The organism is Terrimonas pollutisoli, assembly GCF_029360765.1.
GTDB classification, from domain to species: domain Bacteria; phylum Bacteroidota; class Bacteroidia; order Chitinophagales; family Chitinophagaceae; genus Terrimonas_B; species Terrimonas_B pollutisoli.
Genome location: NZ_JARKNA010000001.1, coordinates 891115 through 915830 on the forward strand (window position 1 = coordinate 891115; position 24716 = coordinate 915830).

The following is a 24716-nucleotide window of genomic DNA, read 5'->3' on the forward strand; positions in this document are numbered from 1 at the left end:
GGGTCAATATTCAAATTTCCGTAAGGTAGGCGCTTTTATCCAGGTGGTCACAACAACGGCTAAGGTCATGCATCCGCCAAAAACTACAGATGGTACCACGCCCAGAATCCTGGCGGCTAACCCGCTCTCAAATTGTCCCAGTTCGTTGCTCGAATTGATGAACATAGAGCTCACACTGCTTACCCGTCCCCGCATATGATCAGGCGTCTTCAATTGCATCACTGTTCCTCTTACCACCACGCTGATGCCATCCAGCATGCCGGCGATCATCAGGGCAAGGAAGGAAAGTATAAACCATTTGGATAAAGCAAAAAGAATAATGCAGATGCCAAAGCCGGCAACCGCAAACAGCAGTTTTCTACCCTGCGCTCTCTTCATCGGGGCAATGGTAAGCAATACAACGACAACAATGGCGCCTATATCAATGGCCGCGTTAAGCCAGCCGAAGCCGATAGGTCCAATTTTCAAAATATCCCTGGCATAGACTGGCACCATAGCAACAGCACCACCGAATAATACGGCAAACATATCAAGCGATAACGCAGCCAAAAGTTCTTTCGTTCTGAAAACAAATTTCACCCCTTCCTTTACACTTTCCCAGGTTCTTTTTTCTCCCGATTGCTGCAGAGCTGGTTTTGGCTTTAGTTGTGTGAGAATAAAAAAAGCGATGATCAATAAACAAAAAATTACTATTTGTGTACCCATGGTTCCTATAAATGCTATTAAAAAACCACCCATGGCATGACCGGTTACCGAAGCAGATAGCCAGCTTCCCTGGCTCCAGGTCGTTGCGTTCTGGAGAAATTGTCGTGGCACTATTGTGGCGATCAAAGCGCTGAAACTGGGCCCCGCAAATGATCGTATGATGCCTGTACAAAAAATAACGCCATAAATGCAGTAGCTGATATGCACTTTATCTACCCTGTGATGAATAAAGGGAGTTGTTAAGAAGAGTAAAACCGCTGCTGCGCAGATATAACCAAAAACACTTTTCAGCAACAGTCTTCTTTTTTCACTTATGTCGATAACATGGCCGGAGTAAAGCGCCATGCTAAGGGCAGGAATGACTTCAGACAAACCGATAAGGCCAATCGCAAAAGGATCGTTTGTTAATTCATAGATCCACCAACCTACAAGAGTGCTCATCATCCGTAAGGCCATGATGAAACAAAACCTTCCCAGTACAAGATTTTTATATTCAGGAATGCGAACAGCTGCAAAAGGATCGTTGGTTACCTGCGTGGTCGTTGGGTTGTCATCCATATTCTAAGGATGCAAAGGTAAGAGCAGCCAATTTGAAAATGTTAGAATTTGAAAATTTGAAATTGGTGATCTCAAAAGCTACAAGAAATAGGGATATACTGATAGGCGAAATCAAAATGAATAATGATGCCATGAAATTCAAAAGTTAGAGAGGATATAACAAAATTTCGAAAAGCAAGGGCTGGGTGAGGCAGCCTTCCCTTTGGGGGAAGGTCGGGATGGGGCCGGTTTTACGGCAGCGTAATATAATGTTGACCCTGTTCATAGTCTTTTTCCAACGCATCGGTGATCACTTTCAGGTGAGCTTCGTTTCCCAAAAAATTAGCATTGGACGCATCCACAAACAAGGTTTTGATATTATGTTGTTTGATATAATTAGTGTAGGTCTCCTGTATCTTAAACAGGTATTGATCCGGGATGTTTTGTTCGTAGGAGCGGTTTCTTTTTTTAATATTGGCCTGCAATTTTTTGACGGGTGCATGTAAGTAGATCAGCAGGTCGGGCTGTATCAATTGCTGGTGAATAATATCAAACAATCGCTGGTAGAGACGGAACTCATCATCCGGCAGGGTCACTTTGGCGAACAAGAGACATTTGGTAAAAAGATAATCAGAGATGGTCAATTGCTGAAACATATCCTTTTGCTGCAATAATTCCTTTAATTGCTTAAAGCGTTCCGCCATAAAAAATAATTCCAGCGGAAAGGCATATTGTTCTGGGTTTTCATAAAATTTTGGCAAGAAGGGATTGTCAGCAAATTCTTCCAGGATCAGCCTTGCATCATAATGTTTCGATAGTAAGTGAGCCAGCGTGGTTTTACCGGCACCGATATTTCCTTCTATGGTGATAAAGTGATACTTCATAATTAGAGGCCACGGAGGGCCACAGAGGGAAAGAGGGTCACAGAGATTGATTTCTTGCTGCTAACCTTTTTACTCCTGTTGTCAGTTTTAATACATTAAAGTTTATGATCAATCCGATTTCTGCTCCTGATAATTTTAAGTAGGTCAACGTTTGGGCTATATGAACATCTGCGATAGCTTCCACCATTTTTATTTCTACCACCACACGATTTTCCACCAGTAGATCAATTCGATAGCCTTGCTCCAACCGAATTTCTTTATACACCAGTGGCTTCGGAACCTGCCTTTGCACATTCAACCCGGCTTTGATCAATTCATAATGCATGCATGCCTCATATGTCGACTCAAGTAAACCTGGTCCAAGTTGCCTGTGCACTTCAATGGCACACCCGATAATCTGTTCGGTAATTTTATTGATTTCCATAAGCGATGGTTCTCATGACCTCAGTGGCCCTCTGTGGAAACCGCAAAGTAAATGAAATGACTGATAGGGTTTTTGGAGAAATATATTTGTGGATAAGTCAATCACTATCTACACTGGAAAAGCGGATACTTCCAATTTGTCGGGACATATTGCCAGTAGCGTTGTGATGGTTTTTTTAAAAATCGGATGAATAATTTCGCCGGCGATTTCTGCCAATGGCACTAATACGAAACGACGGTTTTGCAATTCGGGATGAGGGACCTTCAATGCAGGCAGATCATAGACCTCATTATTGAAAAGTAAAATGTCAATATCAATAATTCGGGGGCCATATTTTTCTTCCCGAACCCGACCCAGTTTTTTTTCAATCATTAATATTTTCCTAAGAAGCTGCTGAGCTGTTAATGTCGTCTCAATTTCCAATACCTGGTTCAGGAATGGAGGCTGATCGTTTTTACCCCATGCCGCCGTTTCATATACCGATGATGCTTTTGTCACTAATCCGCATTCCTCGTTAATATAGTCAAAGGCTTTTGCAAGATTTTCCCTGCGATTGCCCATATTGCCGCCCGTCAGTAAATATGCCTGATTCATAATGCTGCTTTCATCATCGGGTCAAATATCTTTATTTTTGGCATTCAACAATGAATTAACGGATGCGGAGTTTTTTTAAGATATTTTTTGCGTCACTATTGGCCCTGATCATATTTAGTTTGCTAGTTGTTTTCTTTCTTATCACTATCGCAGGCAGTATTACGGCTAAAGACAAACCAAGAGTGGAAGCAAAATCTGTTTTGGTACTGGATCTCAGCCAGCATTATGCCGAGCAGGAAAAGCAAAATCCCTTGTCGGTGATTAGCAGCGAGCAGCGGAATGTACCGGGTTTATATGATGTGTTACGGTTGATCAATCGGGCAAAAACGGACAAAAATATTTCTGGCATCTATGTTATTGCCAATAATAACCCCAATGGCTTTGCCGCCAGTGAAGAGTTGAGAAATGCATTAAAGGATTTTAAGAGCAGCAATAAATTCCTCCTGGCGCATGGTGATGTGATCACACAAAAGGCTTATGGTGTTGCCAGCGTTGCCGACAAGATTTATATAAGCCCGCAGGGCTATCTCGAGTGGAGTGGTTACAATGTTGACTATGTATTTTTAAAAGGAACGCTGCAAAAACTGGAGATAGAGCCGCAGATTTTTTATGCCGGTAAATTCAAAAGCGCAACTGAACCTTTCCGGGCGGATCAAATGACGCCTGAAAATGAATTGCAGACCTCCGTTTGGTTAAATGACCTGTACAGTGATTTCTTATTGAAAACAGCAGAGGTGCGAAAAATTGATACTGCTATTTTACATCAACTTGCCAATGATGCTAAAATCCAAAACGCAACTGATGCAGCCAACTACAAACTAGTTGATGGTGTAAAATATGACGACCAGGTAAAAGACGAAATCAAAAACAAGCTGGGAGTTGATAAATATGAACGATTAAATTTTATTACCATCAACAGTTATTTCGCTGCCAGGGATATCAGCAGCGGCAGCGGCGAAAAGATTGCATTGATCTATGCCGAAGGTGATATCGTGGATGGAAAATCGGATGAAGGCATCAGTGCGGAACATTATCGCACTCTCATCCGCAAGGCAAGGCTGGACAGGACGATAAAAGCCATTGTATTTCGTGTCAACTCAGGTGGCGGTAGTTCTATGGCCAGTGAAACTATCTGGCGGGAGCTGTCATTAGCTAAACAGGAAAAACCTGTCGTCGTGAGCTTTGGTGATGTTGCTGCTTCCGGCGGTTACTATATTTCCTGCGCAGCCGATAGCATCTTTGCATTGTCAACGACTATCACTGGTTCTATCGGTGTGTTTGGTATCATTCCCAACATGCAGGCATTTTTTAAAAATAAATTAGGAGTAACCTTTGATGGCGTGAAAACGGCGCCGTATGCCGATGCCGGCAATATTTATCGTCCCATGAATGAAAAAGAAAAACAACTGGTGCAGGCCAATGTCAATATGATCTACGCACAATTCAAACAACGGGTAGCAGATGGAAGAAAAAAAGATACAGCTTATATTGACAGCATAGCGCAGGGCCGGGTATGGACAGGGTTAAGAGCTAAAGACATTGGTTTGATCGACCGCTTTGGCGGCATTGAAGATGCGATACAATCAGCGGCATCTATGGCAAAACTGAAAGAATACAGGATCAGGGAATATCCTGAACCGAAGAATATCTTCGATCAGCTTTTTGGCAAAGCTGATCCGATGAACTATGCCGACAAGATGAAATCGGAACTCGGCGAGGAGAACTATAAAATTTACCAGGAAATGAAGCGGGTAAAAGAAATGAGCAATACGGTGCAGGCGAGATTGCCGTTTCAGTTTTTTATACATTAATGGCCGGTTAAAGCAACTATTTATCCCGGGCCACAACTTCAATCCTTTTCCCGTAGGTTTGCTCACCAATTTTTGTGAATGTCAAAATCCTATAGTCAGTCCAGGGCTCTATGGGCCATTATCAGAGCAAGTTTTAAGGCCATCTTCGCCCAGCCAACGTCCATCGTTTTCAGCTTACTGTTTCCGATCATATTTATTTTGATCTTTGGCGCCTTTGGCAACAATGGAGTGCCGATACAAAAGATAGCCATTCGTCCCGGCAGCGATACCACAAATGCCATCATGGATAGTTTAAGGGCTGATAAATTCGTCCGCATCACCCATTATGCCGATACTCTGGACATGAAGAATGATCTGCTCAAAGGAAACCTGACGGCGATTCTATCGATACAAACAATACCAACAAGTGCTGATAAAAAATATTTAGTTCATGTGCAGGCAAGCTCTGCCAGTGGTAATACCCTGTATCTTTTCTTACAATCACTGGAAAATCTTACGCTGAAAATTCAAACAGGCAATATAGCTGAAGTGCAAAAGCAATTTATTGTACAACCCGAAATTGTAGAAGGACAGAAATACCGGCAGATAGATTTTATCTTACCGGGTCAGCTTGGATTTTCCATTTTGTTTTCCACCCTGTTTGGTATCTCTTTTACTTTTTTCAGCCTGCGGGAGCAACTGGTGCTGAAACGATTCTATGCATCTCCGATAAAACGAATTAATATTTTGATCGGTATCGGTACCAGCCGTTTGTTTTTTCAATTGGTAAACGTGATGGTGTTAATACTGGTAGGATATTCCTTTTTACATTTTACCTTACAACATGGTTTTATCACGTTTGTAGAAATGATCATTTTGACAATGGTTATGCTTTTCCTGCTGATGGGTGTCGGGCTTATATTCAGCAGTGTTTCCAAATCCGATGCCAGCATTCCTTTATTTATAAACTTGTTTGGCTTTCCGCAAATGCTGCTGTCAGGAACATTTTTTCCCGTTTCAGTGTTCCCCAGGTGGTTGCAGGACATTTGTTACTTTTTGCCGCTGACTCAATTCAATAATGCGATGCGAAAAATTTCTTTTGAAGGGCTTCATCTATACGATACCTGGAAAGAATTGGGTATACTGGCTATATGGACACTGATTATTTATCTGATCGTGGCGAGGGTTATTAAATGGGAATAACGAGGTTCCTGGTTCCTGGCTACAAGTACATAAGTGGACAAATTTGTGCAGTTCCGATTTTTCAATACTGGTAAACGTGTAAACCAATAAACTTTTAAACCTAAAGAATGCGCTTCATAAAATTATTGCTGATCAGTGGACTTTTGTTGTTTGTGTTGATCACGGCTATTTCATTGCTTATCCCTTTTAATGTTCGCATTTCCCGTGCGACAAATATTCATGCTCCCGCTGAAAAAATTTGGGAACAGGTGGATGATATGAACAAATGGAAGGATTGGAATCCATTCTTTTCCAGTCTCCCCGCTGGTGCTATCCAGGTTTCAGATACCAGTGGCGGTAATATGACTTCCATGGAGGTAAGCGGTACTATGGTGCAATGGAGAGAGAAAAAAGCTGATGAACGTATAGCCGTGATGCAAAGAAAGAATGGCAAGCCTATGATTAACGGGTGGAAATGCATTCAGCATCCGGGTTCTGATTCAACTACGCTGCAATGGTACATGGATTTCCAGCTTCGCTGGTACCCGTGGGAAAAATTTTCAAGCCTGGTGTTTGACAGATCTTATGGCCCAAAAATGGAACAGGGATTAAATAATATTAAAAAAATTGTCGGCATCGACCGTACATCAATAAAGTAGAATTCGTCTGGCAGGTTATTTGTAGCTTTAAAGCATCTTCAAATTTTCAAAAAAAAACATTTATGAAATCAGCATTGCTATTGACGATTGCCTCTGTATCCATGCTTGTTGCCTGCGGGCAAGATGATAAATCAAAAAGACCCAGTCCACCTGCGCAGGCAAAAGAAACGTTGGCCAGCGGCGCTGTTGTTTCTATCGATTATAGCCAACCATCTGTAAAAGGCAGAACCATTGGTAAAGATTTGGAGCCAATGGCTGGAAAAGTTTGGCGCACCGGTGCCAATGAAGCAACTGTTTTTGAAGTGAGTAAAGATGTAAAAATAGAAGGCAAGGACCTGCCTGCTGGGAAGTATGCTTTGTTTACCATTGCTAACGAAGGCGAGTGGACCATCATTTTCAATAAAAACCCCAAACAATGGGGCGCCTATGACTATAAGGAATCGGAAGATGCCTTGCGGGTAAAAGTAAAAGCTGCTAAAGCGGAAACCTTTGCCGAAAAGATGACCTTTGTGGTAGACAAAAATGGAACTGTTTCCCTGCTTTGGGGTGACAGGAAAGTGGATTTTAAAGTAGTATAAATTATAAAGCTATTTTTGCAGGCCGTTTCGAAAGAGACGGCTTTTTATTTTGACCTCACCCCAACCCCTCTCCAAAAAGAGAGGGGCGGGTGCAACGATTGGCTTTCTTTTATTGTCACCCGGTTACTGAACTATATGGATCACCAAAGACTGGTTAAAGACTGCCTGAAGGGCAAGCCGCAGGCGCAGCGGGAACTTTACGAGCAATTTTCAGAAATAATGCTCGGGGTATGTTATCGCTATACCCGTTCTATGCGTGATGCCGAAGATGTTTTGCAGGAAGGTTTTGTAAAGGTCTTTCGCTACCTGCACCAGTACAAACAGCAAGGGGAGTTGGGTGCCTGGATTCGCCGCATCATGGTCAACACCGCCCTCAATTATTTGAAACGGCACCGGAAGTACCAGGAGGAAATGTTTTTTACCGAGGAATATATGCACCCGGTGGCTGATGATGATCCGGCTGTGCGATTGCAGGCAAAAGAAATAGCTGATTTGGTCCGGCAATTACCGCAAGGCTACCAGGTTATCTTCAACCTGCATGCGATAGAAGGCTATACCCATGTTGAAATAGGGGAGATGCTGGGCATCAGCGATGGTACATCACGTTCGCAATATTCCAGGGCCAGGAACCTGCTTATTACCTGGATTGAAAGATATACTCTCGAAAAGAAAAATGAAAAGTATGCGGGAAAATGAATTTGAAAAAAGAGTGCAGCAGCAGATGGAGGAGTTTAAACTCCGTCCCTCAGATGCTGTTTGGCAAAAAGTAGAAGAGGAGTTGAGAAAGAAAAAGAAGCGGCGTGTTGTTTTTTTTATCTTTCTTTTAGCCGGCTTTAGCTTGCTCGGCTATACAGGATATTTTTTAGTTAATCATTCCAAACAAAACATAGCGGATCAAACTTTTACACAACAAACCAATAATAATTCTGCAGAGAAAAATAATACTGTTGATTCACCTGCTGCCAGTTCAACTACTTCCAATGAAAACGGATCTATCAATCAGGACCCATTAACCATTAAACCTAATCCAACTGAAAATTCGACGATCGCGGAAGAGTTGAAAAACGATCGTGCTCCTGAGATCACCAAAGAAAGCGGGCTGAATGATAAGCCGGTAACTGCCAAAATTCTTCGTGATGCTATTGTCAAAAGATCAAATGCTATCACGGAAAAGACTGCATCCAGGAAAAAAATCACTGACAAAAAACAGGTTCAGCCTGGCAATGAGCAGGCCGAAAGTATGACAAGCAAGGAAACGGCTGATATTAAAAATGATGTTGCCGTTGGCGATGAAAAAAGAACAAACGAAAACATTGCTAAATCACAACCTGATCCGTCATCCAATAAAACTGAAAGCAAAGATGAGTTAGCCACTGACTCGGTAAGGAAAGATAGTTCCCTGGCTAAATTGGATGAAAAGAAAACAGAACAAGCGGTAACTAAAACAACACAAAAAATGAATGCTAAGATCAGGTGGGGTTTTGACTTCGGCGTTGGGCTGTCAGGGATGAGAGATAATGCTTTTCTTTTTTCAAATGGCCAGAAAAGTATGGACAGGTTTTATAGTTCCCCGATCAATTCCGGCAGTGGTGGTGTTTATACGCCGCCCGTTTCTCCCTCTTCTACCAAGGCCGGACCTGCTTTTAAGTTGGGAATAGTAGCTCAAAAAGAAATTACCAAAAGAAGCAGTGTTTCAGCCGGCTTGCAGTATGCCTATTTGAATACAAGAATGAAGGTCGGTTCTTATTGGAATACTTCTGTGGTAGTCAGCAATGCCGTTACGCAATCGCTACGGTTAGATGCGGTCTACAGGGCAGCACCGCAAAAAGATTATACCAATCACTATCATCTTATCCAGTTACCAGTTCAATATCACCTGCAGTTAAACAAGGGAAAAAAACTTCCGCTATTGTGGAATGTCGGTGCGTCACTTGGTTACCTCGTAAATACCAACGCACTGGTATATGACACTACAGCCGGCGGTATTTATTATCGGGACAATGATATTTTCAACAAGTGGCAGGTAAACCTGAATACTGGTTTCTCATTTCTTTTTGGAAAGTCTCAAAAAATACAATGGTCCGTCGGTCCCGAGATTTCATTCGGCATGAACAAGCTGATGAAAGATGCTTATAGCGATAAGCAATATCTTTTATATGGCGGCTTAAGCGGCCGGATTATTTTTCCGCGAAAGAAATAAAACAGCGCAACGTTATTTCTTGTACAGTTGTCAGCATTTTCAAACCACACATTATGAACAAGCGACTAACTGTTGAAATTACCAGCTTCCTGCTCATCGGGTTTACATTGTTATTTACAGCCTGCGTTAAGGATAGCTGTAAAGAAACACATACCTATACTTACTTTGTACCGGTATATAAAGCAAAAGAAGAAGTAAAGGCTAACATCAAAAGCAATGCTTCAAAAGAAATAGAAAAACCGGGAAAGATATATACACTCGGTAATTACATTTTTCTCAATGAAGTAGATAAAGGCATACATGTCATTGATAATAGCAATCCTTCCAGCCCGGTTAATATTTCGTTCATTGATATACCAGGCAATATGGATATGGCTGTAAAAGGAAATATACTGTATGCCGACTTGTATGGCGACCTGGTCACTATTGATATTACTGATCCCAGAAATGTAAAACTTACCAAAACAATCGAAGGCATTTTTCCGGAGCGAATGTGGGGAAATGGTTTTAGAGGCAGCGGGGATATAGTTGTTGACTGGATAAGAAAGGATACGACCGTAACGGAAAGTTGCAAACGCCGAAATTGGTTATTTGAAGGTCGTGCAGATATTTTTTTCGCCTCTTCACAAGTAAATGCGGCAGTATCTGCTTCGCCGGTTGGCGTCGGCGGTTCGATGGCGAGATTTACGATCGTTAACGATTATATGTACACAGTCGACATGCATAATTTAAAATGTATTTCTATCAGCAATGCGGCAGATCCTGTACTCAAAAGCAATGTAAATGCAGGATTTGATATTGAAACCATTTTTCCATTTAAGAATACATTGTTTGTAGGATCAATGGGAGGGATGTACATATTTGATATCACCAACCCGGAATCACCTGTTGCCAAAAGCACTTTTGTACATAGCCGTGCCTGCGACCCTGTTATCGCGGATGATAAATATGCCTATGTCACTTTACGTGCCGGTACCACCTGCGGGCCATCTGCCAATGAATTACAGGTGATCGATATAAAAAATCTTGCATCACCTTCTCTTGTCAAGTCGTATCCTTTAAGTGGTCCATATGGTTTAGCAAAAGATGATGACCTGCTTTTTATCTGCGATGGAACGGCGGGGCTAAAAGCATACAATGCGGCCGATGTGCAAAACCTCCAATTGAAAAAAACAATCAGTGGTATAGATACCTATGATGTTATTGCGATGAATAAGATTGCCCTGGTGGTAGCAAAGGATGGATTGTATCAATATGATTATTCCGACGTGTCGGACATAAAGTTGCTCAGTAAAATTGTAATAGAAAAGAAATAATATGAAAAAGGAAATTGTGTTAATGTTCTTGCTTTGGCCGGTGATGCTGTTGGCGCAGGTAAAACAAAAGCAACAACTAAAATGGAGTACCATCGCATCTGCAGGGCTTGCAACAGGTGAATCCAATACCAAACCTGTCTTTCATTTATCAGGAGGAATTAACTGCAATCGTTTTTTTACTGGTATTGGGGTTGGATATGATACGTATGAATTCAATTCTGTCCCTGTATTTGCTGATTGGCGAATGAAGTTTGGTAAAAGGCAAGCTGCCTTTGTGTACGCCAATGGCGGATACAATTTTCCGGGTAAATACAAAATGGACAATGACTTCTCAAAAACAGCGGACGGTATAAAAGGCGGTTTATATACAGACATTGGTATTGGTTACCGGATACCGCTTGGCAGTTTACACCGGCTTGCACTAAGCGCAGGTTTTAGTAAGAAAAATATAACTCAGCGAAAAGTTTTTGTATTCCCCTGCCTGACGGGTGATTGTCCAGACGATATTAGGGAGTATAAGTACAGTTTCAACCGCATTGTTGCTAAACTGAGTTGGGAAATAGGATCCAGGTAAGTTAAAGTGTCAGCCAGGGAAACTTATTTTACCCATCGATACATTGGGTATTCCATTTCTTCCCTTGCCAAAGTTGATAGCATTGCCACAGATAGTTTCGTTTGCCAATACAGCAAACAAAACAGCTTCTTTAGCATCCGGGTTTATGTTTAATTCATTAGTGCTTCGAAATTCGGAATGGGGTAATTGCTCTTTAATATTTTTCATCAGCAAAGGATTGTGCATCCCGCCGCCACTCACGTAAAATGCAAAGTCGTTTTTATCCGCAATGCATTTTTTTATAGCATGGGTGATGGTGTCCCCTGAAAATTTATTAAGGGTAGCTAATATATCATTGTTAGCAATCTCTTCTGTTCCTGATTTTTTTTGTGCAGCCTGCAGGTAATGTAAATTGAAGAGTTCAGGCCCCGTGGTTTTAGGAAAAGATTGGTGAAAAAAGGAATGATCTATTAAGGCCAGCAATAATTTTTCATTGATCACGCCCAGCGAAGCCAGACTGGCATTTTCATCAAAATATTTTCCCGGATAATGTTTTTGTACAAAAGCATCCATCAGGGTATTGCCGGGTCCTGTATCGGTACAAAAGACCTCATCGGCGTTTAAGTTGCCCGGCAAAAAGGTAAAGTTTGCAATGCCGCCAATATTCAGCATGATTCTGTTTTCATCTTTTTTGGAGAAAATCAGAAAGTCACCATAGGCTGCTAACGGAGCTCCTTCACCGCCGGCAGCAACATGTTTTTGTCTGAAATCGCTGATGGTAATGATACCCGTTTCGCAGGCTAAATGATCACCATCACCTATTTGTAGCGTCGCATTTCCAAACTTGTCAAGTTTATGTAATGATTTAGGTGCATGAAAAATGGTTTGGCCATGACTGGCAATTATATCAATGCTGGCAGCATCAATGCTCCATTTCTTTAAACATGCCATTATCATGGCTGCATGCTGCCGGGCTACCCATCCATTTAGCAAACAAAGTTTTTCGAGGTCCACATTTTTTTTGGAAAACACTGAGCTGATTTCATCCTTATAATCCTTATCATAGGGGACAGTTTCAAACTGGTTTAATTCTATTTGAGTATTATTTCCCGTACCAGAAAAATGACAAAGCACAATATCGAGACCATCTACAGAGGTACCGGACATCAGCCCAATGATGCATCTTTTGTCCTTGTTGGCTATTGTATACAGCCTTTGAATGTTGTTATTCATGGGATCAAAAATTCATGTTTGAAGCCTTGTTTTTGCAGGTATATGCCTGAGTAATTATGAATGTATGCATTTTTTTGCTGCTTTCTGGAAAATGCCCTAAATTGTATCTGATTGCAAACCAAAGCAACATGCTTAAAAAAGAGAGACAAGCTTTTATACTACGACAAGTAAACCTGCATAATAAAGTCTTATCCGTGGATCTGAGCCAGGAAATGAAGGTATCTGAAGATACTATCCGGCGTGATCTGAATGAAATGGCCCAAACGGATAAATTGATAAAAGTTCATGGTGGAGCCCTTTCCAAATCTTTCCATCTTTCCATTGAGTCCAGTACCCACGTATATGCCTTGATCGGCAAACAATCCATTGCGCATAAAGCTGCCCAACTCATCAAAGATGGAATGTTTGTATTGACAAGCGGCGGTACTACCATTATTGAATTAGCCAAAAGTTTGCCGGCTGAATTAAAGGCGACTTTTATTACGGTAAGCTTGCCTGCTGCCTATGAATATATTCATCACCCGAACATTGAGGTGATATTTATTGGCGACAAGATTTCAAAAAGTTCACAAATCGCCATCGGGGGTGAAACGATTTCCAAAATAAAAAACATCCACGCCGATCTGTGTTTTTTAGGAACGAATGCTATTGATATTGAAAATGGATTAACCGATAATGACTGGGATGTGGTGGAAGTAAAAAAAGCAATGATCGAATCATCTCAAAAAGTTGTGTCATTATCTATTTCTGAAAAGCTGAACACCTTTCAGCGCATAAAAATATGTGATCTCAAGCGTACCCATACATTGATCACCGAATTGGACCCCAGCGATGATCAGTTGAAAGCTTACGTAAATACGGGCCTGGAAATTTTGTAAACGACGATCAAATTTTATAATCTTTTTGCTTCATTAAAAACTGCATTATGAAAAATCTGCTTAGGTTAAGGCAAAGGAAATGGAAAACATATTCTTTTGTCTTGTTACTTCAACTTATGTCTGTATTGGCATTGGCGCAAGTTCGCATTACAGGAAAGGTAACAGGGCCGGATGGCAACGGGTTGTCGGCTATTTCTGTTACAATAAGGAATACAACTTTGGGGACCTCCACTGATGTTGATGGGAATTATGTTATTAGTGCCGACTTAAAACCCGGTACGTATATCCTTGAGTTTTCTGGTGTTGGGTATAAAAGTGTTGAGAATTCAGTAAAGGTAGAAACAGCGTCATCCTATACACTGGATGCTGGTTTGCTTGAAGATGCGTTGAGTCTTGATGAGGTCGTAGTTACCGGTACCAATGTCAGAACTTCAAAAAAACAATTAGGAAATTCTATTTCTACTATCAGTGCCAAGCAATTACAAAATTCGGGTGCCAGTAATTTAAGCGCCATTCTTAACGGTCGTATTATGGGAGCGCAGGTAACCCAAAACTCTGGCGAACCGGGTGGAGGAGTTTCCATAAAATTAAGAGGTGTGGGATCTGTCTTTGGTTCTTCTGAGCCCTTATACATTGTGGATGGTATTATTATTGACAACAGTTCTGCCAATGTTATAAATTTAAATGCAGATGCACAGGGAGCAAGAATTCAAACAGGATCCAATCGCCTTGTTGATATTAATCCAAATGATATTGAGAGAATAGAAGTGATTAACGGAGCGGCCGCTGCAGCTATTTATGGATCCAGGGCTTCCAATGGTGTCGTACAGATATTTACTAAGCGGGGGAAAAATGGCCAGACAAAAGTTTCCCTTTTTACAAGTATTCAATTTAATTCACTCCGGAAACGACTGGAGCTTAATGAAGAGCCTTTTCGCTTTGGCTATCCCGGTGATGCCAGGTTGTCGACAGTAGGTGACAGATTAACCACGATTGCTAACCTGCGTGGTGACCAAGCTACTACACCTGGCACAGGGCCGGCGGCATTAGGCGGCCGTCTGGATCAAAATAAATATCCTGTTACAAGGTATGATTACCAGGATAATATTTTTAATAATTCCACCGGAACGGATAATCATATTTCTGTAAATGGGGGGAATGACAAAAGCTCCTTTTATTTATCTGCTTCTTATTTAAAAAATGAGGGCATTATCCGTAATACAAATTTTCAACGCTATGGATTAAGGGCGAGAGGTGATATGACTATTAACAAATGGGCCAAAATATCTGGTGGTGCTATTTATTCGAATACAAGTTCTAAAGATCTTCCTAATGGCAATAATTTCTTTTCTCCCATCAGTACTATGACTATTATTGATAATGTTTGGAATATTGACGAACGGGATGCAAACGGAAATCTTTTGTCGGTAGAACGAGTAAGAATGAATCCTTTGTCAGTAATAGAAGGATATGATTTGCGTCAGGAAACCAACCGTGTATTAACAGATGTAAAACTGAACCTGACGCCGTTGAAAGGATTAAATATTGACTTTACCAATGGATTTGATACTTATTCTCAAACTGGCAATACCTATCAGGCAAGAGTACCATATGAGAATGTATCGGCTGCATTTTTTCCGGATGGTTATGTCAGCGTTGCCCGGTATAATTATTTTCAATGGACGTCAGATGTCACCGCTTCTCATAAATTTGATCTCTTAAAGGACTTGCAGTCTACGACATCTGCTGGTTATTCGGTTCAATATATCAAAACAACTTATACTGCCCAGGAAGGCAGGGATCTAATCCCCATTGTAAGAACCATTGGAGCAGCGCAGAATTTATTTAATCTTCCAATTGATACAAGGACGCAGCAATCTATTTTTGGCTATTTTTTTCAACAGGCATTCGGGTATAAAAACAAGCTTTTTCTCACGTTGGCGGGACGGTTTGATGGTTCATCCGCATTCAGTAAAGATGCCCAGAATATATTTTATCCCAAGGCGAGTTTAAGTTATAATATTTCAGATGAAGAATTCTGGAGAAGCAGCAGAACTGCCAACTGGTTTAATACACTTAAACTCCGGGCCTCATATGGCAAAGCTGGTAATCTAACGGGTGTGGGTGCCTATGATCGCTTTATTACTTATCTGCCGATAAACTATACAGGTGGCGGATTTGCTCCACGCAATCGTATCGGTAATGTGAATATCCGTCCGGAGATAAAAGAAGAATGGGAGGGCGGGGCCGATATGCAGTTTTTCAGTGGCCGTCTGGGTTTACAAATTACAGGGTATAGTCAAAAAATTACTGACCTGGTATTGCCCTTTAACATTGCTCCCTCTAATGGAGCCGCATCCCTGGTAGATAATCTTGGTGAAATGACAAATAAAGGAATCGAATTAATGCTAACTGGTACACCATTTAAAACAAGGGATTTCCGATGGGATGCTTCTTTATTATTTAACAAGAATAAAAATAAGATCACCAAACTTTATAAAAACGCTGGCTTTATCGGGTTTGATCCAGACCCGGGTACACAAGGTGTTCTGGAAGGTTTTCCGGTTGGAGTTTACTATGTCAATTATTATGCAAGACAAGATGATGGAAGCCTATTGCTCAGGGATGTGAATGGGTTTATGCTGCCTCAGATAGAAAGAGGCGATATAATAAAAGGCTCTCCATCCCGGGACGCTAACGGTCAGCCAACGGGGTCTCCATTACGTAAAGTATTGGGTGACCCTAACCCGGATTATACAGCCACATTTGTAAATGAATTTTCTTACAAAAACTGGTCCCTCAGGGTACAGTTAGATAGAGTAGATGGCTTTGAAGTTTATAACTGGGATTGGATAACGAGGAACAACGTAGGGAATGGCAAACTGGCTGAGAAAGAACTGCGGGGAGAGTTACCACGTGGCTGGGTTGCAGCTATTGGTGGTTTCATCGGACCACGTATTCAGGAAGATCATGTACAGGATGGTACATTCACTAAGCTGAGAGAATTAGCTCTTTCCTATACGCTTGATAAATTAAAATTTGCTGAGAGTATTAAAGTTTCATTGATTGGAAGAAATCTGGTATCATGGGATGATTATGTTGGATTTGATCCGGAAATAAGCTCTGCAGGTCAATCTATTGTCAGGGGCGACGATTTTGGAGCTTTCCCGATTCCAAGAACTTTCCAGGTTTCTGTTATTGCTAATTTTTAAAAAAGAATGATCATGAAAAAAATAATTAGTCTTTTTTTACTCTATGTGCTTATTCTAAGCAGTTGTAAAAAAGAGTATAATAATCCTAATGCGCCTACAGAAACGGATGTTTTTAATTCTCCTGAGGCGATGATTAAAGTGATAGTCGGGATAAAAAACAGGTTTGCTGCCAATAATCTTGGAGCGGCTTCTATCTATCAAGCTATCTCTGCAAGTGGATTAACAACAAAAGAGTTGGTGGTGCAAAATGCTGGTAATGCAGATTTAGCTCAATTGGATAATGGCGGAAACAATCTCGGGCCAAGCAATGGTGTGATCAGCAGTTTGTGGACAACCACCAATATTGTAAATAGCGAGGCGCAAAAGCTTATCACCAATTCTGATAAAATTGGTGAAACGAATTTGAAAAATACCATCCGCATTTATGGCCATTTGTACAAAGCAATGGCATTGGGAACATTGGCTGCGTTTTGGGAAAAGCTGCCCATTAACACGGGGGCTAATGCAACTTTCAATACAAGAATAGAGGCTTTGACCAAAGCTGTTGAACTTTTGGATCAGGCTTCAACCCTGCTGACAAGTACTACTATCCCGGCAAGTTTTTTAACGCAGGTAGGATCTGAAATTGATTTGAAAAACACCCTTCTTGCTTTATCAGCCAGATACAACAATATGCTGGGAAATAATGACCAGGCAATTGCAAAAGCCGCTTCGGTTGATCTTACCAAAAAATCAATTTTCTTTTATAACAATGTAAATACAAATCCTGTTTTTCGCTCAGGTATTACAACTGCAAATGTTTATGGAATCAGGGATAACTTTGGTTTGAGTGGAACTTTAACGCCGGATCCTAACGATAAGCGTATTGTGTTTCATTTAACTAAAGTGACTGCTAATGGATCGGGTTTCTTTCAAAATGATGCAGCCCCAATCCCAATTTATCAGCCAGGTGAAATGTTACTGGTGCAGGCGGAAGCATATGCAAGGAAAAATGATTTGGTGAATGCAAAGAAATTCCTGGATATGATATTAACTAAAAAACCAGCAGATGATGCATATGGTGTAGGTGCTGATTTACCTGCTTACTCAGGTACGGTTGACCAGGGTTCTTTACTTCTTGAAATTTATAAAAACCGCTGTATTGAAATGTATTTAAGCGGAATGAAGTTTGACGACAGCAGGAGATTTGAAAGGCCAGGCCCCGGCGCTGCTTCTCCTGAGAGAACAAGAAATTATTATCCCTATCCACAGCAGGAGAGAGATGGTAATTCTAATACGCCAGAAGACCCGGCTGGTTAAAAAATAATCAAGCAAGCAGTTCACATAGATACATTGCAGTTGTTAAGTAAAGGTTGCCACCCGGCAACCTTTACTTTTTATCGGGTTGAATGAATTGTATGTTTCGCTGGATGCCTTTCCATTTTGTACGGCGGATAGGAGAGTCTTTGAAAATCTTTTTAAACGATTCTTCCGTCATGGCTTCCCATTCTTTGGTGGACAGGTTTAATACTTCTGGTATAGGTGTAAAGGCAGGCTCATGATGGGGACGGCTAAAACGATTCCACGGGCAAACATCCTGGCAGGTATCACATCCAAAGGCCCAGCCATCGAAATGGCCTTTCATTTCTCCCGGTATTAGCATTTCTTTTAATTCAATGGTGAAGTAAGAAATGCATTTACTTCCGTTGATTATTTTATCCGGCAAAATGGCTTCCGTCGGGCAGGCATCGATACAGCGGGTGCAACTGCCGCAATAGTCTTTTGCAAAGGGATCATCGTATTCAAGTTCAAGATCAGTGATCAATGTGGCAATAAAAAAGAAGGAGCCATTTTCTTTGGTAAGCAGGTTCCCGTTTTTACCAACCCACCCGATACCACTGCGTTGTGCCCAGCTTCTTTCCAGTACGGGAGCAGAGTCAACAAAACCCCTGCCATGCACTTCGCCAATTTCATCATGGATCATTTGTAAAAAAGACCGCAGCTTTGCTCTTATTACTTCATGATAATCTTTGCCAAATGCATACTTGGAAATCTTAATAGTATCCTCTTTTTGTTGCTCCCGGGGAAAATAATTTTGTAATAAGGTGATCACTGATTTAGCCCCCGGAACAAGCTGCCCGGGGTTCACTCTTAATTCAAAATGATTTGCCATGTATTGCATCGATCCGTGAAAGCCCTTATTCAGCCAGCTTTCCAGCCGGTCTGCATCTTCATTCAATCGTTCTGCTTTTGCAATGCCGCAGTAATCAAAACCTAGTTGTTTTGCCAGGCGCTTTATGATGTTAGTATGATTACCCCGGTAATTCACGGAACTGCTGACAGTGATTAAGTTTGATTGATTAAAAAACAAAGATAGTATAGAAGATTTCCGATATTTTGATTAAAATTGTTGCCACACCAAAACAAAAACCACCACTATGAATTTCAGGTTCGTACTTACGTCCCTCCTTTGTTTAGTTGTATTCAAAAGTTTTTCACAGGAAAAAGCAAAGATCAAATTTGGAAAAATAACTCCCGAAGATTTCAAGCAGACCATTTATGCTATTGACAGCAGCGCCGATGCAGTTGTTATCGGGGATATCGGTTCTACAGAAATGGTCGGAAATACCAAAGGCGGTTTTTCGCTGGAATTTAAACGATACAGGCGGGTCCATATTTTAAATAAAAATGGATACGATATCGCTAATGTTGAAATCGGCATTTATACCAATGGCTCATTGGAAGAGGAGCTGGAAAGCCTGAAAGCTGTAACCTATAATTTTGAAAACGGAAAGGTGGTAGAAACAAAGTTGGAGAAAGCAGCGGTGTTTAAAGATAAAATCAGTAAAAACCTCGTTGTAAAAAAGTTTACGTTTCCCAATATTAAAGAAGGGTCAATTATAGAATACGAATATAAGCTGGAGTCGGACTTTACCTTTAACCTGCAGCCATGGGACTTTCAGGGCCAGTATCCTTGTTTATGGAGTGAATACAATGTGACATTGCCGGAATTTTATTATTACGTGACCTTATCCCAGGGATTTCAACCTTACCATATTCAAACAAGAAAAGATCGCACAGGCTCTTTTTCTGTCGTTGATGATAATGGGGCAGCAGCTTCAAACAGATCAAATTTCACGGCAGGTGTTACGGACTTTAGATGGGTGATGAAGGATGTGCCAGCGTTAAAAGAAGAAAGTTATACATCTACTATCAACAATCACCTTGCACGAATTCAATTTCAGCTGGCTGAGTTAAGACATCCATTCGTGCCAAAAAACATTATGGGAACCTGGCAGCAGGCAAGCTCAGAACTATTGAAGGACGAAGACTTCGGATATACACTGGGCAGGGACAACGGTTGGCTCAATGACGTAATGAAAGAAGCAATAGGTAATGCGCAAACCGACCTGGCAAAAGCAAAAAATATTTTTGCCTATGTCCGGGATAATATGACTTGTACAAACTACAACAGGAAATATCTGGAGAAACCACTCAAAACCGTATTAAAGACGAGGAATGGTAATGAGGCTGAAATAAATCTTTTATTAACAGCTATGTTATTAAAGGCCGGGTACACGGCCGACCCTGTGATGCTCAGTACCCGTTCTCATGGTTACACTTATGCGTTATATCCCTTATTGGATAGGTTCAATTATGTCATCAGCCGTGTGGAGATAGAGGATAAGTCCTATTATCTTGATGCCAGCCAACCCAGGATGGGATTCGGAAGATTGAGCTATGATGCTTATAATGGCCATGCCCGTGTGATCAATGAAACGGCAACCCCGGTTGATTTTGTTTCGGATTCTTTACTGGAAGGAAAAATAACATCGGTTTTTATCATCAATGACGACAAAGGAAATTTTGCCGGCAGTATGCAGCAGGCACCCGGATATTATGAATCATATAGCTTACGCAACAAGATCAAAGAAAAAGGAAAAGAACAATTGTTTGCGGATATTAAAAAAGCATTCAATGCTGAAATTGAAATAACTGATCCTGAAATTGATTCTTTGGATAAGTATGATTATCCGTTAGGAATACGCTATAAGTTTGAGATGAAACCTAACGATGAGGATATCATCTACTTCAATCCCATGTTTGGGGAGGGCTGGAAAGAAAACCCGTTTAAATCGGCCAACCGTACTTACCCGGTCGAAATGCCGTATGCTATTGATGAGACTTATTTATTGCGGTTGGATATACCCAAGGGGTATGTTATTGATGAACTGCCAAAACAAATAATGGTGAAGCTAAATGAATATGATGATGGATTGTTTGAATACAGGCTATCAGAATCAAACGGTGCTATATCGCTTCGGTCGAGGATCAAAATTAAGAGAGCTTTTTTCATGCCGGATGAATATGAAATGCTGCGTGAATTTTTCAACCTGGTGGTAAAAAAACATAGTGAACAAATTGTTTTCAAAAAGAAAAGCTAGTCATGAGAAAGTTGCCAATTTTATTCATGTTGATGGTCTTGCTGAATAATGTTCTGTACGCAGGGGATGGAGATTATGCTGTGTCGAAAATATCGCCTGCATTAATTAAGAATGCGAATGCGGTTCTTCGTTTTGAGGAGGTCCGTCTCGAGGTGATTAGTACCAAACAGACGAAGCTTCGTAATCACTATGTTATTACCATTCTAAATGAAAAGGGAGACCATTGGGCCGAATTTTCCGAGTATTATGATAAACACCGGGAAGTCTCGTCTGTAGAAGGGATATTGTACGATGCTAATGGCAAGCAACTAAAACGGATTAAGAAAAAAGATTTAATGGATCTGAGTGGAGTGTCTGATGGTACGCTGATAGATGATAATCGTGTAAAGCAACACAATTTCTATTATAAGGCATATCCTTATACAGTAGAGTATGATATAGAGATCGAAAATAAAAGCACCTTATTTTTTCCAATGTGGTCACCACAGGGAGGCGAAGGACTTTCTGTGGAATACAGTTCAGTTAGTATGATATCGCCGGCAGACTACCATATTCGCTTCAAATCATTCAATTACGCCGGAGCGCCGGTTGCTACACAGGAAAAAAATAATAAAGTGATGACATGGTCGGCAAAAAATATGACAGCTATAATCGAAGAACCGTATTCTCCGTTATGGCATGAGATGACAACGGTGGTGTTGTTTGGTCCAACCGATTTTCAAATGGACGACTACAAAGGGAATATGAAGAATTGGCAAGACTTCGGAAAATTCGTTTATTCTTTGAAGCAGGGCCGGGATCAATTGCCTGATAACATTAGGCAAACGGTACATGGTATTGCGGATGGCATTCGCAATACCCGGGAAAAAATTTCAAAGTTGTATGAATACATGCAAAAGAACACCCGTTATATCAGTATCCAGTTAGGTATTGGAGGCTGGCAACCGTTCGATGCAAAAGATGTCGCTGCAAAAGCGTATGGCGATTGTAAAGCGCTGACCAATTATATGTACAGCATTTTGAAAGAGGTAAATATTCCTTCCTACTACTCCCTGGTCAGAGCGGGAAAATATGCCAACTATATTACGGATGATTTTCCTTCACAGCAGTTTAATCATGTCATTCTTTGTGTGCCGATGCAAAAAGATACTATGTGGCTGGAATGTACCAGCCAAACTATGCCTGCCGGGTATTTGGGGGATTTTACTGCAGACAGACCAGCCTTGCTTATAGATGAAAACGGAGGTAAACTAGTAAGGACGCCCAAATATGGCATCATAGAAAACATACAAGTAAGAAATATCAAAGCAGTATTAGAAGATAATGGAACATTGAATATAAAAGCTGATTCAAAATACAGTGGTTTGCAACAGGACGATATTCATGGAATGATCAATGCGCTGTCCAAAGAAAAAGTAAAAGAGCATCTTCATGAACAACTGGACTTTTCTACTTATGATATTAACCAGTTTGACTATAAAGAGCAAAAAAGCTCTCTTCCTTATATCAATGAAACGCTGGATATAACCGTCAGCAATTATGCTACGATCACGGGTAAACGACTATTTATACAGCCTAATGTAATGACCAGGTCGGGTCGTAAATTAAGTCCCGATTCCACCCGTAAATACGATATACAATTAGGGTTTGAATATAAGGACGTCGATTCGGTAGAAATTGAACTGCCAAAAGGTTATACGATTGAATCGATGCCAAAAGATGTTGCCGTAGTAAGTCAATTCGGGAAATATAATTCTTCGGTAAAATTAAAAGATAATAACCTTTATTATTACAGGACTATTGAACACAATAGTGGCCGCTATCCGGCTAAGCAATATGGCGACCTTGTCGATTTTTACCTGGCCATTTATAAAGCCGATAGAAACAAAGTGGTATTGGTCAAAAAATGAAAATCTCAAAGCATTTTGATCATTTCTCATCTGCTATATGCAAACGGTGAAACATCCTGTGCATAGCCGGCGCCAGTATGATGCCGATATTCGTTATAAATACAATGCCGCTGAATAAGGCATAACAAGAAGAGAACCACTTGCCGCCAACGGTTTTTATTTCCACTACCGGTCCCATACCACTTAGTATCATGGAAGCATTGTGTAATGAATCCAGCCACGGAATATTCGCTGTAAAATGATAACCCAGTATCCCGATCATGAGGCAGACAAGCAGGATAAGCGTGGCAAGCAGTATATTTTTTAATACCCGCTGGTAGAACACCCGCATAGGAGCCAACTTCTGTTTACGATGCTCATACATTCGGGAAAGGTTTAAGAGTTTACCAGTTCAATAGTTTAAAGTAAAGGATGTTTCTTTATTTACAAGCAGAGGGGAATTGTTTATCAATAGTCGTTTTGAAGTTGAGATGGAGGCCAGCCCGTTCTTCACCCAATAAATTTTTTACAAAAACAAGATAGGCATAGCCCCTGCAAAAATCGATCATCGGCCAGGTGCCAAACAAGCCAGGACTTGCTAAGGCTTCAGCTTTACCATTTTTCTCTTCGATTGCCCAACTGCCCAAAGCATAGTTGTAACCGGTGGCGGATTTCGGCGCATATTTAATTTGCTCCGGCTTTGTTTGCACCTGCATTAGTTGGTTTACCGCGTCTTCACTTAATATTTGTTTACCGGCATATTTCCCTTTATTCATCAGCATCACCAAAAACTTCATATAATCTTCAGGTGTGGAAGTGGCGCCACCTGAAGGATTGATGGCACTGGCATCCGCCGTGGTAAAACTGGTCCTTCGCATCGTCATCGGATTGAATAACTTTTGCTTTATCAACACGTCAAATTTTTTCTTACTAATCACTTCCAGCACACGGCCGGCGATATTTAAGCCAATACTCCCATACCAAAAATCAGTGCCGGGGTTAGTACGGATTTCACGGGCTGCAAAGCTGTTGACCTCATCTTCCAGCGAAGCAAATTTTTTGCGCTGAAACATTTTTTTCAGAAAGCCACCTTCGTCATCTATGCCCGTAAAATGCGACAGACAATGGCGAATGGTGATATAATTTTTGCCATATCGTTCAAATTCAGGTATCCACTTGCTGATCTTATCATCAAGGGATAGCTTGCCTTCATCAACAAACTGCATCACCAATGCCGCTGTCAACCATTTACTGCAACTGGCGACCGGTGCGGTTGTTTTGCTATTAAACTCACCAATCTCCTTTTTATAAATAAGAGTGTCATCCTTTTTCCACAGCATCACTACGAAGTCTTTTCCCAATATTTTCTGATTCGCTAAAATCTCCTGTTCGAGGTCCGAAAAATTATATTGGGCAAAACCAGTCTGTAATAGTAGCAGAAAACCCGCTATGAGACTGCTTTTCAGGCAGATTGAACTGAATTTGTATGACATTATTACGTAATTTTTGGCTTGGATTATGTTTTGAGAAAAGATTAAGGCCTCACCTAACCTCTCCAAAGGAGAGGAACAACGCACCAACCTAGCTTTTCGGAAACGCTGTGTTAAATCGGAGCTTTCGAAAATGCTGAGTAATGATACAAAGTTGATGTGGTAGTG

21 protein-coding genes are annotated in these 24716 nt (G+C 41.0%); 13 read left to right on the forward strand and 8 right to left on the reverse strand.

Features of this window, described 5'->3' with window-relative positions; genetic code table 11:
* Nucleotides 1-3: 3 nt before the first annotated feature.
* The 4 genes from P2W73_RS03455 to folK form a co-directional block, all read right to left on the reverse strand.
* Complete coding sequence (locus tag P2W73_RS03455) at nt 4-1263, reverse strand: MFS transporter (RefSeq protein ID WP_276500592.1); 1260 nt, start codon at nt 1261-1263, stop codon at nt 4-6.
* Between the two features lie 230 nt (nt 1264-1493).
* Complete coding sequence (locus tag P2W73_RS03460; RefSeq protein ID WP_276500593.1) at nt 1494-2126, reverse strand: deoxynucleoside kinase; 633 nt, start codon at nt 2124-2126, stop codon at nt 1494-1496.
* Nucleotides 2127-2163: 37 nt separating this feature from the next.
* Nucleotides 2164-2550: a GxxExxY protein gene (locus P2W73_RS03465; RefSeq protein WP_276500594.1), complete on the reverse strand. Its 387-nt coding sequence runs from the start codon at nt 2548-2550 to the stop codon at nt 2164-2166.
* A 108-nt stretch (nt 2551-2658) separates the two neighbouring features.
* Nucleotides 2659-3144 carry a 2-amino-4-hydroxy-6-hydroxymethyldihydropteridine diphosphokinase gene (gene folK / locus P2W73_RS03470; RefSeq protein WP_276500595.1) on the reverse strand — a complete coding sequence of 162 codons (486 nt, stop codon included), beginning with the start codon at nt 3142-3144 and terminating at the stop codon, nt 2659-2661.
* Nucleotides 3145-3206: 62 nt separating this feature from the next.
* On the opposite strand from folK, the gene sppA reads away from it, so the two are divergent.
* From sppA to P2W73_RS03510, 8 genes are all read left to right on the forward strand, one after another.
* The gene (gene sppA, locus P2W73_RS03475; RefSeq protein WP_276500596.1) at nt 3207-4955 is read left to right on the forward strand and encodes a signal peptide peptidase SppA; all 1749 of its coding nucleotides are present in this window, start codon (nt 3207-3209) and stop codon (nt 4953-4955) included.
* 78 nt (nt 4956-5033) lie between these two features.
* On the forward strand, nt 5034-6137 hold the full coding sequence (locus P2W73_RS03480; RefSeq protein WP_276500597.1) for an ABC transporter permease: 1104 nt from the start codon (nt 5034-5036) through the stop codon (nt 6135-6137).
* 248 nt (nt 6138-6385) lie between these two features.
* Nucleotides 6386-6775 (forward strand): hypothetical protein, encoded by a 390-nt coding sequence (locus P2W73_RS03485; RefSeq protein ID WP_439145488.1) that lies wholly within the window; start codon nt 6386-6388, stop codon nt 6773-6775.
* A gap of 62 nt (nt 6776-6837) precedes the next feature.
* Nucleotides 6838-7353 (forward strand): DUF2911 domain-containing protein, encoded by a 516-nt coding sequence (locus P2W73_RS03490; protein WP_276500599.1) that lies wholly within the window; start codon nt 6838-6840, stop codon nt 7351-7353.
* Nucleotides 7354-7488: 135 nt separating this feature from the next.
* A complete protein-coding gene (locus tag P2W73_RS03495) occupies nt 7489-8049 on the forward strand; it encodes an RNA polymerase sigma factor (protein WP_276500600.1) in 561 nt (186 codons plus the stop codon).
* On the forward strand, nt 8036-9553 hold the full coding sequence (locus tag P2W73_RS03500) for an outer membrane beta-barrel protein (protein WP_276500601.1): 1518 nt from the start codon (nt 8036-8038) through the stop codon (nt 9551-9553). Before P2W73_RS03495 ends, P2W73_RS03500 begins: the two co-directional genes overlap by 14 nt.
* Nucleotides 9554-9606: 53 nt before the next feature.
* Entirely contained in the window at nt 9607-10869 is a 1263-nt protein-coding gene (locus tag P2W73_RS03505; RefSeq protein ID WP_276500602.1) for an LVIVD repeat-containing protein, read from the forward strand.
* A 1-nt stretch (nt 10870) separates the two neighbouring features.
* The gene (locus P2W73_RS03510; protein WP_276500603.1) at nt 10871-11443 is read left to right on the forward strand and encodes a hypothetical protein; all 573 of its coding nucleotides are present in this window, start codon (nt 10871-10873) and stop codon (nt 11441-11443) included.
* 9 nt (nt 11444-11452) lie between these two features.
* On the opposite strand, the gene P2W73_RS03515 is transcribed toward P2W73_RS03510, so the two are convergent.
* The gene (locus P2W73_RS03515) at nt 11453-12655 is read right to left on the reverse strand and encodes an anhydro-N-acetylmuramic acid kinase (RefSeq protein WP_276500604.1); all 1203 of its coding nucleotides are present in this window, start codon (nt 12653-12655) and stop codon (nt 11453-11455) included.
* A gap of 128 nt (nt 12656-12783) precedes the next feature.
* Here P2W73_RS03515 and P2W73_RS03520 point away from each other — a divergent pair, with 128 nt between their 5' ends.
* The 3 genes from P2W73_RS03520 to P2W73_RS03530 are packed head-to-tail and all read left to right on the forward strand — an operon-like array spanning nt 12784 to nt 18044.
* Complete coding sequence (locus P2W73_RS03520) at nt 12784-13533, forward strand: DeoR/GlpR family DNA-binding transcription regulator (RefSeq protein WP_276500605.1); 750 nt, start codon at nt 12784-12786, stop codon at nt 13531-13533.
* 47 nt (nt 13534-13580) lie between these two features.
* Complete coding sequence (locus P2W73_RS03525) at nt 13581-16745, forward strand: SusC/RagA family TonB-linked outer membrane protein (protein ID WP_276500606.1); 3165 nt, start codon at nt 13581-13583, stop codon at nt 16743-16745.
* 12 nt (nt 16746-16757) lie between these two features.
* A complete protein-coding gene (locus P2W73_RS03530; RefSeq protein ID WP_276500607.1) occupies nt 16758-18044 on the forward strand; it encodes a RagB/SusD family nutrient uptake outer membrane protein in 1287 nt (428 codons plus the stop codon).
* Nucleotides 18045-18114: 70 nt separating this feature from the next.
* On the opposite strand, the gene queG is transcribed toward P2W73_RS03530, so the two are convergent.
* A complete protein-coding gene (gene queG / locus P2W73_RS03535) occupies nt 18115-19053 on the reverse strand; it encodes a tRNA epoxyqueuosine(34) reductase QueG (protein WP_276500608.1) in 939 nt (312 codons plus the stop codon).
* 109 nt (nt 19054-19162) lie between these two features.
* Between queG and P2W73_RS03540 the strand changes: the two genes are divergently transcribed.
* Both P2W73_RS03540 and P2W73_RS03545 read left to right on the forward strand, forming a co-directional pair.
* Entirely contained in the window at nt 19163-21169 is a 2007-nt protein-coding gene (locus P2W73_RS03540; protein WP_276500609.1) for a DUF3858 domain-containing protein, read from the forward strand.
* A 2-nt stretch (nt 21170-21171) separates the two neighbouring features.
* Complete coding sequence (locus tag P2W73_RS03545; RefSeq protein ID WP_276500610.1) at nt 21172-23079, forward strand: DUF3858 domain-containing protein; 1908 nt, start codon at nt 21172-21174, stop codon at nt 23077-23079.
* 19 nt (nt 23080-23098) lie between these two features.
* On the opposite strand, the gene P2W73_RS03550 is transcribed toward P2W73_RS03545, so the two are convergent.
* On the reverse strand, nt 23099-23443 hold the full coding sequence (locus tag P2W73_RS03550; RefSeq protein WP_276500611.1) for a hypothetical protein: 345 nt from the start codon (nt 23441-23443) through the stop codon (nt 23099-23101).
* Nucleotides 23444-23498: 55 nt separating this feature from the next.
* The gene (locus tag P2W73_RS03555) at nt 23499-24551 is read right to left on the reverse strand and encodes a serine hydrolase domain-containing protein (RefSeq protein WP_276500612.1); all 1053 of its coding nucleotides are present in this window, start codon (nt 24549-24551) and stop codon (nt 23499-23501) included.
* Nucleotides 24552-24716: the final 165 nt, after the last annotated feature.

Bases quoted from the DNA above. Each gene is read 5' to 3' on its own strand.
- P2W73_RS03455 (WP_276500592.1), bottom strand. From the start codon at position 1,263: ATGGATGACAACCCAACGACCACGCAGGTAACCAACGATCCTTTTGCA.
- P2W73_RS03460 (WP_276500593.1), bottom strand. From the start codon at position 2,126: ATGAAGTATCACTTTATCACCATAGAAGGAAATATCGGTGCCGGTAAA.
- P2W73_RS03465 (WP_276500594.1), bottom strand. From the start codon at position 2,550: ATGGAAATCAATAAAATTACCGAACAGATTATCGGGTGTGCCATTGAA.
- folK (WP_276500595.1), bottom strand. From the start codon at position 3,144: ATGAATCAGGCATATTTACTGACGGGCGGCAATATGGGCAATCGCAGG.
- sppA (WP_276500596.1), top strand. From the start codon at position 3,207: ATGCGGAGTTTTTTTAAGATATTTTTTGCGTCACTATTGGCCCTGATC.
- P2W73_RS03480 (WP_276500597.1), top strand. From the start codon at position 5,034: ATGTCAAAATCCTATAGTCAGTCCAGGGCTCTATGGGCCATTATCAGA.
- P2W73_RS03490 (WP_276500599.1), top strand. From the start codon at position 6,838: ATGAAATCAGCATTGCTATTGACGATTGCCTCTGTATCCATGCTTGTT.
- P2W73_RS03495 (WP_276500600.1), top strand. From the start codon at position 7,489: ATGGATCACCAAAGACTGGTTAAAGACTGCCTGAAGGGCAAGCCGCAG.
- P2W73_RS03500 (WP_276500601.1), top strand. From the start codon at position 8,036: ATGCGGGAAAATGAATTTGAAAAAAGAGTGCAGCAGCAGATGGAGGAG.
- P2W73_RS03505 (WP_276500602.1), top strand. From the start codon at position 9,607: ATGAACAAGCGACTAACTGTTGAAATTACCAGCTTCCTGCTCATCGGG.
- P2W73_RS03510 (WP_276500603.1), top strand. From the start codon at position 10,871: ATGAAAAAGGAAATTGTGTTAATGTTCTTGCTTTGGCCGGTGATGCTG.
- P2W73_RS03515 (WP_276500604.1), bottom strand. From the start codon at position 12,655: ATGAATAACAACATTCAAAGGCTGTATACAATAGCCAACAAGGACAAA.
- P2W73_RS03520 (WP_276500605.1), top strand. From the start codon at position 12,784: ATGCTTAAAAAAGAGAGACAAGCTTTTATACTACGACAAGTAAACCTG.
- P2W73_RS03525 (WP_276500606.1), top strand. From the start codon at position 13,581: ATGAAAAATCTGCTTAGGTTAAGGCAAAGGAAATGGAAAACATATTCT.
- P2W73_RS03530 (WP_276500607.1), top strand. From the start codon at position 16,758: ATGAAAAAAATAATTAGTCTTTTTTTACTCTATGTGCTTATTCTAAGC.
- P2W73_RS03540 (WP_276500609.1), top strand. From the start codon at position 19,163: ATGAATTTCAGGTTCGTACTTACGTCCCTCCTTTGTTTAGTTGTATTC.
- P2W73_RS03545 (WP_276500610.1), top strand. From the start codon at position 21,172: ATGAGAAAGTTGCCAATTTTATTCATGTTGATGGTCTTGCTGAATAAT.
- P2W73_RS03550 (WP_276500611.1), bottom strand. From the start codon at position 23,443: ATGTATGAGCATCGTAAACAGAAGTTGGCTCCTATGCGGGTGTTCTAC.
- P2W73_RS03555 (WP_276500612.1), bottom strand. From the start codon at position 24,551: ATGTCATACAAATTCAGTTCAATCTGCCTGAAAAGCAGTCTCATAGCG.